We start from the raw sequence: 13,279 nt of genomic DNA on the forward strand, positions 1-13,279 counted from the left end.
CAGGTGAGTGGGGGCTGACAGCGCCGGGCGCGGCGTCATACGCCGTGCTGTCGCGGGACAGCGTCGGGACGTGACCGTCGGATCGGTCCTGGGCGCCTGCCATCAGATCGGCGAGGCGCTCGTCCCCGTACTCATCGGGCTGATCGTCGACCGCGCCGTGGTGCGCCCCGACGGGGGAGCGCTGGCGATCTGGCTGGTGGTCCTCGCCGTCGTCTACACCCTGCTCTCCTTCGGCTTCCGCTTCGGCGCCCGCGCCGGTGAACGCGCCGCCGAACAGGCCGCCCACCAGCTCCGCCTGGACGTCGTCCGCCGGGTCCTCGCCCCGCACGGGGGCGCGGAGGCCGGCCGTCCGCCCGGGGCGCTGGTGAACGTTGCCACCGAGGACGCCCGCCGCGTCGGTGCCGTCAACATGGCCCTGACCCTCGGCATCGCCGCGGTCGTCGGCGTTGCCGCGGGCGCGGTGCTCCTGCTCCGCGCCTCCCTGCCCCTCGGGCTCCTCGTCCTGATCGGCGCCCCGGTCCTGATGGCGCTCGGCCACTTCCTGGCCCGGCCCCTGGAACACCGTAGCGAGGCCGAACAGGAACAGGCCGCCCACGCCTCCGGGGTGGCCGCCGACCTCGTCGCCGGGGTCCGGGTGCTCAAGGGCCTGCGGGCCGAGCGCGCCGCCGTCGACCGCTACCGCGCCACCAGCCAGGCCTCCCGCCACGCCAATGTGCGCGCCGCCCGCGCCGCCGCCCTCCAGACCGGCCTGATGCTCACGCTGACCGGCTCGTTCATCGCGCTCGTCGCCCTCGTCGGCGGCCGCCTGGTCCTCAGCGACTCCATCGGCCTCGGCGCCCTCGTCTCCGCCGTCGGCCTCGCCCTCTTCCTCCCCGGACCGATCAGCGTGCTGGCCTGGGTCGGCGCCGAACTGGCCAAGGGCCGCGCCTCCGCCGCCCGGATCGCCGACGTGCTGGCCGCCCCGGGCGAGACGACCGGCGGCACCGCCGAACCGGCCGCCCCCGCCCCCGGCGAACTGCGCCTGAACGGCCTCGGCCACGGCGGACTCGACGCCCTCGACCTGACCGTCCGCCCCGGCGAACACCTCGGCATCGTCGTCACCGACCCGGCCGACGCCGCCACCCTGCTGCACTGTCTGGCCCGCCGCTGCGACCCGGAGCGGGGGAGCGTCGAACTGGACGGCGTACCGCTCACCGAACTGGCCCCGGCCGCCCTGCGCTCCGTGCTGCTCGTCGCCGAGCACGACGCCCAGCTCTTCGACGGCACCCTCCTGGAGAACGTCACCGCCGCCGCCCCCGCCGGGGCCGACCCGCACGCGGCGATGGACGCCGCCGCCGTCGACGAGGTGGCCTCCGCCCTGGCCGGCGGCACCGGCGGCCGGATCGGCGAGCGCGGCAGTTCGCTCTCCGGCGGCCAGCGCCAGCGCGTCGCCCTGGCCCGCGCCCTCGCCGCCGACCGCGGCGTCCTCGTCGTCCACGACCCGACCACCGCGGTCGACGCCGCCACCGAGGCCCGGATCGCCGCCGGCATCCGGCGCGCCCGCACCGGCCGCACCACCGTCCTGGTCACCAGCAGCCCCGCCCTGCTCGCCGCCACCGACCGCGTCGTCCTCGTCGACGGCGGCACGATCACCGCCGAGGCCCCGCACGAGGACCTCGTACGCGACCATCCCGTCTACCGCACGGCGGTGCTCACATGACCACTCCCCCGCCCACAGCGGACACCGGCGCCGAGCTGCTCCCCATCGCCACCCCCGCCCGCACCCGGGCCGCCCTGCGCACGCTGATCCGCCCCGACCGCGGTCTCGCCCTGACCGGCATCGGCATCCTGGTCGCGGCCACCGCCGTCGGCCTCCTCGTCCAGCCGCTGCTGGGCCGGATCGTCGACATCGTCGCCGACGGCCGCCCCGCCGGTGACCTGACCCTCCCGGTCGTCCTCCTCGTCGCGGTCGCCGTCGTCCAGGGCCTCACCACGACACTCGGGCTCACCCGGATCGCCCGGCTCGGCGAGACCGTACTGGCCCGGCTGCGCGAGCGGTTCGTCGAACGCGCCCTGAACCTCCCCGCCGACCGGCTGGAACGCGCCGGGGCAGGCGACCTCACCGCCCGCGTCACCGGCGATGTCGCCCGGGTAGCCGAAGCCGTGCGCTCCGCGCTGCCCGAAATGGCCCGCTCCGTCCTCGCGATCCTTCTCACCCTCGGCGCGCTGGCCCTCCTGGACGTACGGTTCCTGCTCGCCGCGCTTCTCGCCGTCCCCGTCCAACTGCTCACCGCCCGCTGGTACGTACGTCGCGCCCTCACCCTCTACGCCGACCAGCGGGTCGCCAACGGGGCCCAGCAGCAACAGCTCCTGGAGACCATCGGCGGCGCCGTGACCCTACGCGGCCACCGGCTGGAGGAGCAGCACACCGAGCGCAGCGCCGGACGCTCGCGCAAGGCCGTCGACCTCACCATGCGCAGCGTCAACCTGGTGCTCGGCTTCTACGGGCGGCTGCACATCGCCGAGTACATCGGCCTGGCCGCCGTCCTGATCGCCGGATTCTGGCTGGTCCGCGACGGCGCGGTGTCGATCGGTACGGCCACGGCCGCCGCCCTCTACTTCCACAGCCTCTTCGGACCCGTCAACGCCGCCCTCGTGCTGCTCGACGACGCCCAGTCGGCGGCGGCGGGACTGGCCCGGCTGGTCGGCGTGACCGACCTCGCGGAGCAGCCGGAGCCGGCGGCCGGAAAGCCGGCGGCCGGAAAGCCGGAGGCCGGGAAGCCGGAGGTCGGAAAGACGGCGGCCGGAAAAGCCGCGCCCGCCTCCGTACCGCGTCAGCGCATCGCTCCTTCGGAAGCCGCCGTCACCGTGCACGCCGTCAGCCACGCCTACGGACCCGGCCGCCCCGTACTGCACGAGGTCTCCCTCACCCTGGAGCCCGGCGAACACGTGGCGCTCGTCGGGACCAGCGGGGCCGGGAAGTCGACCCTCGCCCGGATCGTCGCGGGCGTCCAGCAGCCCACCTCGGGCACGGTCACCTCACCGGGGGGCGAGGGTTCCGCACCTGCCGGCGCGGGGGAACACCCGGTCGTCCTGGTCACCCAGGAAGTCCACGTCTTCACCGGCACCCTCGCCGAGGACCTCCGGCTCGCCCGCCCCGAAGCCACCGACGCCGACCTGCGCACCGCCCTGTCCACCGTGCACGCCCTGGACTGGGCCGAGGCGCTCCCCGACGGGCTCGCCACCGTCGTCGGCGAGGGCGGCCACCGCCTCGACCCCGCCCGCGCCCAGCAACTCGCCCTCGCCCGGCTCGTCCTGGCCGACCCCGCCCTCGCCGTCCTCGACGAGGCGACCGCCGAGGCGGGCAGCGCGGGCGCCCGGGTCCTCGAACGCTCCGCCGAGGCCGCACTCGCCGGCCGCACCGCCCTGGTCGTCGCCCACCGCCTCACCCAGGCCGTCGCCGCCGACCGGGTCGTCGTGCTGGAGGCCGGCCGCGTCGTCGAGAGCGGCCCGCACGACGAACTGCGCGACGCGGAGGGCCCGTACGCCGCCCTCTGGCGCGCCTGGTCCGGCAGCCGCACCACCGCACCGCACCCCTGACCCCACGCACCACCCGCCCCCCGCCCCCCGTCCCCGGCGAATGCCGACGCTCCCGAAGGAATCCGTCATGTTCCGCATGATCCAGCGCACCCGGCTGACCGCCGTGGCCGCGTCCGCCCTGCTGCTGTTCGGAGCCGCCGCCTGCGGGTCCGGCGAGAGCGACGACCAGGCCGCGCCGTCCGGCGACAGCGCGCCGAAGGGGGCCTTCCCGGTCACCCTCGACCACAAGTACGGCACCACCACCGTCAAGAAGGACCCGCAGCGCATCGTCACCGTCGGCCTCTCCGACCAGGACGCGGTCCTCGCCCTCGGGAAGGTGCCCGTCGGCACGACCGAGTGGTTCGGCGAGTTCAAGGGTGCCATCGGCCCGTGGGCCGAGAAGGCGCTCGGCGACAAGGCGCGCCCCACCGTCCTGCACGACGACGGCACCGGCCCGCAGGTCGAGAAGATCGCCTCGCTGCGCCCCGACCTGATCCTCGCGCTGTACTCGGGCCTCACCAAGGACCAGTACCGCACCCTCTCCAAGATCGCGCCGGTCGTCGCCCAGCCGAAGGAGGGCGCCGACTGGGGCATCTCCTGGCAGGACCAGACCACGCAGGTCGGCAAGGCCCTCGGCAAGAGCGACGAGGCGAAGGCGCTGGTCGCCACGACCGAGAAGCACATCGCCGACGCCGCGGCCGCGCACCCCGAGTTCAAGGGCAAGACCGCGGTCATGGCGACCCCGTACGAGGGCATGTACGTCTACGGCCCGCAGGACAACCGCTCGCGCGTGCTGACCGGCCTCGGCTTCCAGCTTCCGACGGGCCTCGACAAGGTCGTCGGTGAGGCGTTCGGCGCCAACATCAGCAAGGAGCGCACCGACCTCCTCGACACGGACGCCGTCGCCTGGATCGTCACCGACCCGGCCAAGGACACCAAGAAGCTCCACGCCGACCCGCTGTACGGCAAGCTCGACGCGGTCAAGGAGGGCCGCGAGGTCATGATCAAGGAGAGCAGCCACTTCGGCAGCGCCATCTCCTTCGTGACCCCGCTGAGCATCCCGTACACCGTCGACCGCCTGGTCCCGATGCTGTCGGCCGCCGTCGACGGCAAGACCGACACGAAGGTCGTCCACCCCGCGTCCTGACGCCTTGTTCTCTCCGGGCCACCCCGCGCCTGCGGGGCGGCTCATCCACCCCTCCCGTGAGGAACCGGACCGTGGAGCCAGCCCCGTGACCCGCCCCGCCCGATGGCGTCCCGCCCTGCTCGTGGCCGCGCTCGCCGCGCTGCTGGCCGTGCTCTGCCTGCTCTCGATCGGCCTCGGGGCGCTCAGCATCCCGCCCGGCGACGTGATCAAGGCCCTGACGGGACAGCCGACCGGCCCCCGGATCGAGGACGTCATCTGGTCCGTGCGCATCCCGCGTACGGCGCTGGGCCTGGCCGCCGGAGCGGCGCTCGGCCTCTCCGGCTGCGTGATGCAGGCCCTGACCCGCAACCCGCTGGCCGACCCCGGCATCCTCGGCGTCAGCGCCGGGGCCGCGTTCGCCATCGTCATCGCCGCCGGGGTCGCCGGGATCGGCTCGCTGTTCGGCTACATCTGGTTCGCCTTCGCCGGGGCCATGGCGGCCAGCGTCGTCGTCTATCTGCTGGGCCGGATGGGGCGTTCGGGGTCGACCCCGGTGAAGCTGGCCCTCGCCGGAGTCGCCGTCACCGCCGTGCTGTCCTCGCTGACCAGCGCCGTCGTCCTCACCGACCCGGCCGCACTGGACCGCTTCCGGTTCTGGTCGGCCGGCTCGCTCGCCGACCAGGACGCCTCCACCGTGCTGCGGATCCTGCCCTTCCTCGGGCTCGGCGCCCTCCTCGCCCTGGCGAGCGCCCCCGCCCTCAACAGCCTCGCCCTCGGCGACGACGTGGCCGCGTCCCTTGGCCGCAAGCTCGGCCTCGTCCGCCTCCAGGGCGTCGTCGCCGTCACGCTGCTCACCGGGGCGGCCGTCGCGGTGATCGGGCCCGTCGTCTTCATCGGCCTGGTCGTCCCGCACGTCGCCCGGGTCCTCGCCCAGTACGCCGGACTCGGCCCCGACCACCGCTGGCTGCTGCCGCTCTCGGCCGCGCTCGCCGCGGGGCTGCTGCTCGGCGCGGACATCCTCGGCCGGGTGATCGCCCGGCCCGTCGAGGTGCAGGCCGGGATCATCGTCGCCTTCATCGGCGGACCGTTCTTCATCGCCCTGGTCCGCCGACGTCGCCTCGCGGAGATCTGACCATGACACCGGACACCCCGCCCTCGAAGACCACCGGGACCACAGGGACCAACGGGAACACCGGGCTCACCGGAACCACCGACACCGTGGCCGGGAAGACCAGCACCGGCCCGCTCCCGAAGGCCGCCTCCCGCCCCTTCCGCCTCGCCTTCCCGCCGCTCTCCGGCACCCTGCGCCCCCGTCAGCTCGCCGTCAGCGCGGGGCTCGTCGTCGCCGTGTTCGCGGCGCTGTGCTGGCACGTCTCCATCGGCGAGTACGGGATCCCGCTCGCCGACGTCGCCCGGGCGCTGACCGGTTCCGGGGACGCGGGCACCCTCCTCGTCGTCCAGGAACTGCGGCTGCCCCGCGCCATGACGGGCCTGCTGGCGGGCATCGCGTTCGGCATGTCCGGCGCGCTCCTGCAGACGATGACCCGCAACCCCCTGGCCAGCCCCGACATGATCGGCCTCACCCAGGGCGCCGGAACGGCCGTCGTCGCGGGCATCGTGCTCGGCTGGGACTTCGGCCTCGGCACCCAGGCACTCGGTCTCTTCGGCGCCCTCGCCAGCGCCCTGATCGTCTACGGGCTCGCCTGGCGGCGCGGCACCACCGGCTACCGCATCATCCTCGTCGGCATCGGCGTCTCCTGGATCTGCCTCAGCGCCACCGACTACCTGCTCGCCCGGGGCGGCCGCTTCCAGGCCCAGGCCGCCCTCGGCTGGCTCGTCGGCAACCTCAACGGCCGTGACTGGCAACAGGCCGAGCCCCTCGCGTGCGCCCTTGTCGTCCTGGTCCCCACCGCCCTGCTCATCGGCCGCCTCATGCGGACGCTGCAACTCGGCGACGACGTGGCCAAGGGGCTCGGCACCCGCGTCCAGACCGTCCGCCTCACCGTTCTGCTCACCGGTGTCGGTCTGGTCGCCTTCGCCACCGCGGCGGCCGGACCCGTGGCGTTCGTGGCGCTCGCCGCCCCGCAGATCGCCCAGCGGCTGTGCCGCACCGCCTGGCCGCCGCCGCTCGCCGCCGGACTCACCGGCGCCCTCGTCGTCCTCGCGTCCGACGTCGTCGCACGCGAACTGATCCCCGGCACCGAACTACCCGTCGGGATCGTCACCGGAGTGCTCGGCGCCCCGGTGCTGCTCTGGCTGCTCATCCGCGTCAACCGCGCGGGCTCAGGAGGCTGACCGATGTCCACCGCCGAACCCGACCTGCGGGCCGAGGGCCTGCACCTGGGCTACGACGACCGAGCCGTCGTCAGCGGCCTCGACCTGGCCGTGCCGCCGGGCCGGATCACCGCCATCGTCGGCGCCAACGCCTGCGGCAAGTCGACCCTGCTGCGCGCCCTGGCCCGGCTGCTCGCCCCGCGCGACGGCGCGGTCAGCCTGGACGGACGGGCCCTGCACTCCATCCCCACCCGGGAGCTGGCCCAGCAGCTCGGCATCCTCCCGCAGTCGCCGGTCGCCCCCGACGGCCTCACCGTCATCGACCTGGTCAACCGGGGCCGCTCCCCGCACCAGACGTGGTGGCGGCAGTGGACCAAGGCGGACGAGCAGGCGGTGCACGACGCGCTCGCCGCCACCGGCACCACCGACCTCGCCGACCGTGCCGTCGACGAACTCTCCGGCGGTCAGCGCCAGCGCGCCTGGATCGCCATGGCCGTCGCCCAGGGCACCCCGGTCCTCCTCCTCGACGAGCCGACGACGTATCTCGACCTCGCCCACCAGATCGACGTGCTGGACCTCGTCGTCGACCTGAACCGGCGCGAGGGACGCACGATCGTCATGGTCCTGCACGACCTCAACCAGGCCTGCCGGTACGCGGACCACGTCATCGCGATGAAGAAGGGCGCCATCGTCGCCGAGGGCGCCCCCGCCGACGTGATCACGGCCGAGACGGTCGAGGACGTCTTCGGCCTGCGCTGCCAGGTGACCACGGACCCGGTCAGCCGCACCCCGCTGGTGATCCCGGTCGGCCGTCACCACGCCCCGGAGCCGGAGTCCGAGGAGCCGGCCAACGCCCTCGGCTGACGGGCCGGGCCCCCGGCGAGTGGCCCACCGCATCAGCGTCGGATTGGCCCGGGAGTCCAGGCCACTCGCTGCCTAGGCTGAGGCGCATGAGCACACAGCACCCCACGACCGGGCCCGCCGCCCGCACCGCCGTCGACTTCTTCTTCGACCCCGCCTGCCCGTTCGCGTGGATCACCTCCCGCTGGATGCTGGAGGTGGAGCGGCACCGGGACATCGACCTGCGCTTCCGCCCCATGAGCCTCTACCTGCACAACGAGGGCAACGAGCTGCCCGACGGGTACCGCGAGCTCGTCGACAAGTCGATCGGACCGGTCCGGGTGGCCGTCGCCGCTGCGGCCGCCCACGGCGACGGAGTCCTGCGCGATCTGTACACCGCGCTCGGCACCCGCATCCACCAGCACAAGGAGGAGGGCTTCGACGCCGTGATCGCCGCCTCCCTGGCCGAACTGGACCTGCCCGCCGCCCTGGCGGAAGCGGCCCACTCCACGGCGTACGACACCGAGGTCGCCCGCCACCACGACGCGGGCAAGGACCCGGAGCAGGGCGCCTACGTGGGGACGCCGACGATCCACGTCGACGGCACGGTCTGGTTCGGCCCGGTCCTGAACGCGATCCCGCGCGGCGAGGAGGCGGCCGAACTCTTCGACAGCTTCCGGGTCCTCGCGAACCACCCGGGCTTCTTCGAACTCAAGCGCGCCCGGTCCGGCGGGCTGTCCTACGACTGAGCCGCCGCTGAGGCGAAGGTCAGCGCGCGGTGACCGAGTACGCGGCGAGCGGACGGTTGCCGCGCTCCACGGCAACGGCCCGCAGGACGTCGGCCTGGCTGAGGACGAGCCGGCGCACCGGCTCGGGCAGCGACGCCAGATGCTCCTCCGCTCCGACCAGGTCGAGACAGGCGGCGACCTCCCAGTCGCCGTCCTGAAGACCTTCGGTGTCGACCGGCCAGTTGCCCTCGGCCGTCCAGCCGGACTCGGACAGGAGCCGCAGCAACTCCTCACGGGAGAAAGGCGTGCGCACATTGCCCTGGCCACGCGATCCGGCAGCCTCGATCTGCCCCTGGATCAGCACGGCGAGGAGGTGGGCCAACTGGTCGCCGGACGTGGGCGTCACGTCCCACTCGGTGAACCACAGCCGCCCCGCCCACCGCCGTACCCGGGCCAGTGTGTCCCGCAGCTGCCCGAGCGAGGCGAAGTACCAAGAACAGTGCGCGAGCACCACATGGTCGAAAGAGCCGACGGGGAAGTCGACGGACGGGGCGAGGACGTCGGTGCCGAAACGGAAGTCGATGCGGGGGCCGAGAGGGCCCGCCGCGAGCCGGTCCGCCGACTCCCCGAGCGTGACCGGTGAGCCGTAGGAGGGGGCGGCCACATCGATGGCCACCACGCGCCCCTCCGGCCCGACCGCCTCCGCGAGGACAGCGGTCATGTCACCCTGACCGCAGCCCAGTTCCAGGACGGTCGAGCCTGGCCCGATGTCCCAGCTCGCCACGAGCGTGGCGCGGTGACGGGTCTGGACGAGCTGGCCGTCCGGGCTGTGATCGGCGGCGGCCATGCCGGCCGCGAGCGAGGGGGCCCTGGCGGGGAGATCGGAGCGATTCACAGAATCCTTGGTGGTACGCGAAGGGTCGGTGCGGGCCGATCGTACGAGACGTACGGCAGCGGCGCCTCCCGGTTTTCCGGGCACCGCCCGGTGCCGGGGCAGGCCCGGCCCCTCACGCCGACAGCGACGCCCCCACCGGCATCCGCGCCTCGTCGAACCGGTTCAGCAGCAGCCGAGCCAACTCCGGGGCGGGGCCCAGCACATCGGCCAGAACGTCCGCTCCGGCCGCCTCGGCGCCCGCCGCGATGCGGTCGGGAAGCTGGCCGGGCGCGATGACGTACGGGGCCACCGCCACCCGCTCCACGCCCTCGGCGCGCAGGTCCCGTACCACGTCCTCGGTACGGGGAAGGAGTGCGGAGGCGAACGCAGGCCGCACGGCGCACCAACCGGTGTGCCGCAGCTCCCGCGCGATTTCAGCGATCACTGCGATCGCCTCCGGGTCTGAGGATCCCGCCGACGCCAGGACGAGCCCGGTCCGGGGGAGGTCGCCGGGACGTACCCCGGCCTCCCGCAGCCGCCGTCCCAGAGTGGCGTTGAGCAGCGGGGACGGGCCGAGGACGTCGGCCTGCCGGATGTGCAGCCTCGGCAGCCGGGCGCGGGCCTCGCGCAGGACCGAGGGGATGTCGGTCTTGGCGTGGAACGCCCGGGTCAGCAGGAGGGGGAGGGCGACGACTTCGTCCGCCCCCTCACCGGCCAGGCGCTCCAGCACCCGGGGTACCGACGGGGCGTTGAACTCCAGGAACGCCGTCTCCACCCGCAGTCCCGGCCGCTCGGTGCGGACCCGCTCGGTGAGCGCGTGCACGGTCGCGGCGTGCCGCGGGTCGCGGCTGCCGTGGGCGATGACGAGGAGCGTGGGATGCGTCATGGGAAGGCTCAGTTCTTGACGAGGAGACCGCGGCTGCGCAGCACCCACCCCTCCAGCGGACTGAAGATGAGCAGGTCGATGGCGATGCCGACGAACAGGATGAGCAGGATCGACAGGAAGATCCCGGGCATGTCGAAGTTGCTGCGGCCGTTCTCCAGCAACTGGCCAAGACCCAGGCCAAGTTCGGGTGACGAGGCGATGATCTCGGCGGCCATCAGGGAGCGCCAGGAGAACGCCCAGCCCTGCTTGAGGCCCGCCAGATAGCCGGGCAGCGCCGCCGGGAGCACGATGTGCCACGTCCCGCGCAGCCCGGTCGCGCCCAGCGTGCGGCCCGCCCGGAGGAACAGCGGCGGCACCTGGTCGACGCCGGAGACCAGACCGTTGGCGATCGAGGGCACCGCGCCCAGCAGGATCACCGCGAACATCATCTGGTCGTTCAGCCCGAGCCAGATCACCGCCGGGGCCACCCACGCCACCGAGGGCAGCGACTGAAGCCCGGACAGGATCGGGCCGATCGCGGCCCGGACCAGCTTCACCCGGGCGACCAGCAGCCCCAGTGGCGTGCCGATGGCGACCGCGAGCAGGAAGCCGAACAGGCCGCGCGAGACGCTGGTCCAGACGACCTCCAGCAGGGTGCCCGCCAGCCACATGTCCCTGGCGCTGTCCCACACCGCGGACGGCGGCGGCAGCTTGTACACCTCGGTGACCTCGGCGCGGACCAGCAGCTCCCAGACCACCAGGACCAGCGCCACCGCCACGACCGGCGGCAGCACCTTCTGCAGGAGCACCTCGCGTACCGGGGTGCGGCGGATCTGTACGGCGTCGAGCGCGTCGAGGCCGGCCTCCAGGCCCGCCAAATCGTCGGGCTTCTTGTCGACCGGTCCGGCCGCCTCGTCCGGCCGCTTCCGGTCGGACGTGATGTCAGTGCTGGCCATGTCGGCGGATCTCCCCACGCAGTTCTTCGGTGATCTCGACGGACAGCTCCGCCACGGCGGTGTCCTCGATGCGGCGCGGCTGCTCGATGTCGACCGTCCACTCCCGGGCGATCCGGCCCGGCCGGGACGAGAGCAGCACGACGCGCTGCGCGAGCCGTACGGCCTCACGCACGTTGTGGGTGACGAACAGGACCGAGGCGTTCGTCTCCGCCCAGATCCGGGTCAGCTCGTCGTGCAGCACATCGCGGGTGATGGCGTCCAGCGCCGCGAACGGCTCGTCCATCAGCAGCAGCTGGCTGTCCTGCGCGAGCGCCCGGGCCATCGCCACCCGCTGGCGCATACCGCCGGACAGCTCGTGCACCCGCTTGCCGTACGCCCCGCCGAGCCGGACCAGTTCGAGCAGCCGATCCGCCTCGGTGCGGCGCTCCGACTTCGCCACCCCGCGCAGCCGCAGGGCCAGTTCGATGTTCTTGCCCGCGGTCAGCCACGGGAAGAGGGCGTGCTCCTGGAACATCAGGGCCGGCCGCCCGCCGGGGGTCTCGATGGACCCCTTCGACGGGCGGTCGAGTCCGGCCACCAGATTGAGCAGCGTCGACTTTCCGCACCCGGACGCTCCCAGGAGGGTGACGAACTCACCCGGAGCGACATCGAGGGTGATGTCGTCCAGCACGAGCTGCTGCCCCGTGGGTCCGGCGAAGGACTTCGAGACATGTGCGAGACGGGCCGCGTGCTCGACCGTCGTACGGTCCTCGGCCTTGGTGAGGGTAGGGGTCGCCATGGTCGTCACCTCCTGGGATTCCTTACGTCCTGCTGCGGATCGAGCGGGCTACTTGACGCCGAGACCGGCGTCGGCGACCTCGGGCAGGCCCTCGGCCTTGAGGATCTTGTTCAGCGGACCCAGGTCGTAGATGCCCTGGAGGTTCGGCTCCTTGAGCAGACCCGACTTGACCGAGTACCCGGCCTGCGTCTTCAGCGTCTCGGCCAGCGGGTCATCCGTGATCTCGATGGACTCCCACGCCGGGTCGAGGATCTCCTTCGGCAGCGGCTTGCCGCTCAGCTTCTCCAGCGCCTTGTTCGCCGACGCCTTGGCCTCGTCCGGGTTGGCGTTGATCCACTTGTTGGTGGACACCGAACCCTTCAGTACCGCCTCGACCACGTCCGGGTGCTCGTCGAGGAACTTCTGCGACACGATGATGTTCGTGATCACGAACTTCTTGTCCGGCCACAGGTCCTTCTCGTCGAGGAGCACCTTCGCACCCTCGGAGACCAGCTTGGACGCCGTCGGCTCGGGCACCCACGCGCCGTCCAGGTCACCGGACTTGTAGGCGTCGGGGGTCACCTTGTTGTCCGAGCGGACCACGGAGACATCGCCCTTGCCGCTCTGGGCGTCGACCTTCCAGCCCTTCTCGGAGATCCAGTTGAGGAACGCCACGTCCTGGGTGTTGCCGAGCTGCGGGGTGGCGATCTTCTTGCCCTTGAGGTCGTCCAGGGTCTTGATCTTGTCCGGGTTGACGACCAGCTTCACCCCGCCGGAGGCCGAACCGGAGATGATCCGCAGCCCCTTGCCCTGGGACTTGCTGTAGCCGTTGATGGAGGGGGAGGGGCCGATGAAGCCGATGTCGATGGAGCCGGCGTTCAGCGCCTCGATCTCGGACGGGCCCGCGTTGAAGGTCGTGGACTCGACCTTGGTGCCGCCCAGTTCCTTCTGGATGGTGCCTTCCTGGATACCGACCAGGGCGGTGGCGTGCGTGAGGTTCGGGAAGTACCCGATCTTCACGGTGTCGGAGGAGAGCTTCTTCCCTCCGGCGGAGACGTTCGTCTTCGCGTCGTCGTCCTTCGCCTCGGAGCCGTAGCCGCAGGCGGTGGCCGCCAGGGCGAGCAGCGGCAGGGCGGCGACGGCGGCGAGGCCGCGGCGAACGGTGGAACGGGGGGCAGGCACGGGAGGCTGTCCTCTCGTTGGCCCGGTCTCACGTCCCGCTGTCTGTTCAGGGGGGCGTGGCCGGGAGGTCGGCAGGTCTTCGGCGGTACGGGTGCGGGGGGTTCAGGGCGCGCGAGCGG

12 protein-coding genes are annotated in these 13,279 nt (G+C 73.0%); 7 read left to right on the forward strand and 5 right to left on the reverse strand.

Going from position 1 to position 13,279, the window contains the following annotated elements; genetic code table 11:
* Positions 1–7: 7 nt before the first annotated feature.
* The 7 genes from WQO_RS28210 to WQO_RS28240 all read left to right on the forward strand — a co-directional run bounded on the left by WQO_RS28210 (position 8) and on the right by WQO_RS28240 (position 8,547).
* A complete protein-coding gene (locus tag WQO_RS28210) occupies positions 8–1,699 on the forward strand; it encodes an ABC transporter ATP-binding protein (RefSeq protein WP_029182170.1) in 1,692 nt (563 codons plus the stop codon).
* Positions 1,696–3,579, forward strand: coding sequence for an ABC transporter ATP-binding protein (locus tag WQO_RS28215; protein WP_010059307.1), 1,884 nt, complete (start codon positions 1,696–1,698; stop codon positions 3,577–3,579). The genes WQO_RS28210 and WQO_RS28215 overlap by 4 nt, the downstream gene beginning before the upstream one ends.
* Positions 3,580–3,646: 67 nt before the next feature.
* A complete protein-coding gene (locus WQO_RS28220) occupies positions 3,647–4,705 on the forward strand; it encodes an iron-siderophore ABC transporter substrate-binding protein (RefSeq protein ID WP_010059305.1) in 1,059 nt (352 codons plus the stop codon).
* 85 nt (positions 4,706–4,790) lie between these two features.
* Positions 4,791–5,816 (forward strand): FecCD family ABC transporter permease, encoded by a 1,026-nt coding sequence (locus WQO_RS28225; protein ID WP_010059303.1) that lies wholly within the window; start codon positions 4,791–4,793, stop codon positions 5,814–5,816.
* A gap of 2 nt (positions 5,817–5,818) precedes the next feature.
* Entirely contained in the window at positions 5,819–6,979 is a 1,161-nt protein-coding gene (locus tag WQO_RS28230) for a FecCD family ABC transporter permease (protein ID WP_010059302.1), read from the forward strand.
* Positions 6,980–6,982: 3 nt separating this feature from the next.
* Entirely contained in the window at positions 6,983–7,822 is an 840-nt protein-coding gene (locus tag WQO_RS28235) for an ABC transporter ATP-binding protein (RefSeq protein ID WP_010059301.1), read from the forward strand.
* Between the two features lie 86 nt (positions 7,823–7,908).
* Entirely contained in the window at positions 7,909–8,547 is a 639-nt protein-coding gene (locus WQO_RS28240) for a mycothiol-dependent nitroreductase Rv2466c family protein (RefSeq protein WP_010059300.1), read from the forward strand.
* 19 nt (positions 8,548–8,566) lie between these two features.
* On the opposite strand, the gene WQO_RS28245 is transcribed toward WQO_RS28240, so the two are convergent.
* From WQO_RS28245 to WQO_RS28265, 5 genes are all read right to left on the reverse strand, one after another.
* On the reverse strand, positions 8,567–9,421 hold the full coding sequence (locus WQO_RS28245; protein ID WP_010059299.1) for a class I SAM-dependent methyltransferase: 855 nt from the start codon (positions 9,419–9,421) through the stop codon (positions 8,567–8,569).
* Between the two features lie 112 nt (positions 9,422–9,533).
* Positions 9,534–10,286 carry a sirohydrochlorin chelatase gene (locus WQO_RS28250; protein WP_010059298.1) on the reverse strand — a complete coding sequence of 251 codons (753 nt, stop codon included), beginning with the start codon at positions 10,284–10,286 and terminating at the stop codon, positions 9,534–9,536.
* An 8-nt stretch (positions 10,287–10,294) separates the two neighbouring features.
* On the reverse strand, positions 10,295–11,221 hold the full coding sequence (locus WQO_RS28255; RefSeq protein ID WP_010059297.1) for an ABC transporter permease: 927 nt from the start codon (positions 11,219–11,221) through the stop codon (positions 10,295–10,297).
* Positions 11,208–11,999 carry an ABC transporter ATP-binding protein gene (locus WQO_RS28260; RefSeq protein ID WP_010059295.1) on the reverse strand — a complete coding sequence of 264 codons (792 nt, stop codon included), beginning with the start codon at positions 11,997–11,999 and terminating at the stop codon, positions 11,208–11,210. The genes WQO_RS28255 and WQO_RS28260 overlap by 14 nt, the downstream gene beginning before the upstream one ends.
* A gap of 48 nt (positions 12,000–12,047) precedes the next feature.
* Positions 12,048–13,160, reverse strand: a complete 1,113-nt coding sequence (locus WQO_RS28265; RefSeq protein ID WP_010059292.1) for an aliphatic sulfonate ABC transporter substrate-binding protein — start codon at positions 13,158–13,160, stop codon at positions 12,048–12,050.
* Positions 13,161–13,279 lie beyond the last annotated feature (119 nt).

Origin of the sequence: Streptomyces globisporus C-1027, assembly GCF_000261345.2 — a bacterium.
Taxonomy (GTDB): domain Bacteria; phylum Actinomycetota; class Actinomycetes; order Streptomycetales; family Streptomycetaceae; genus Streptomyces; species Streptomyces pakalii.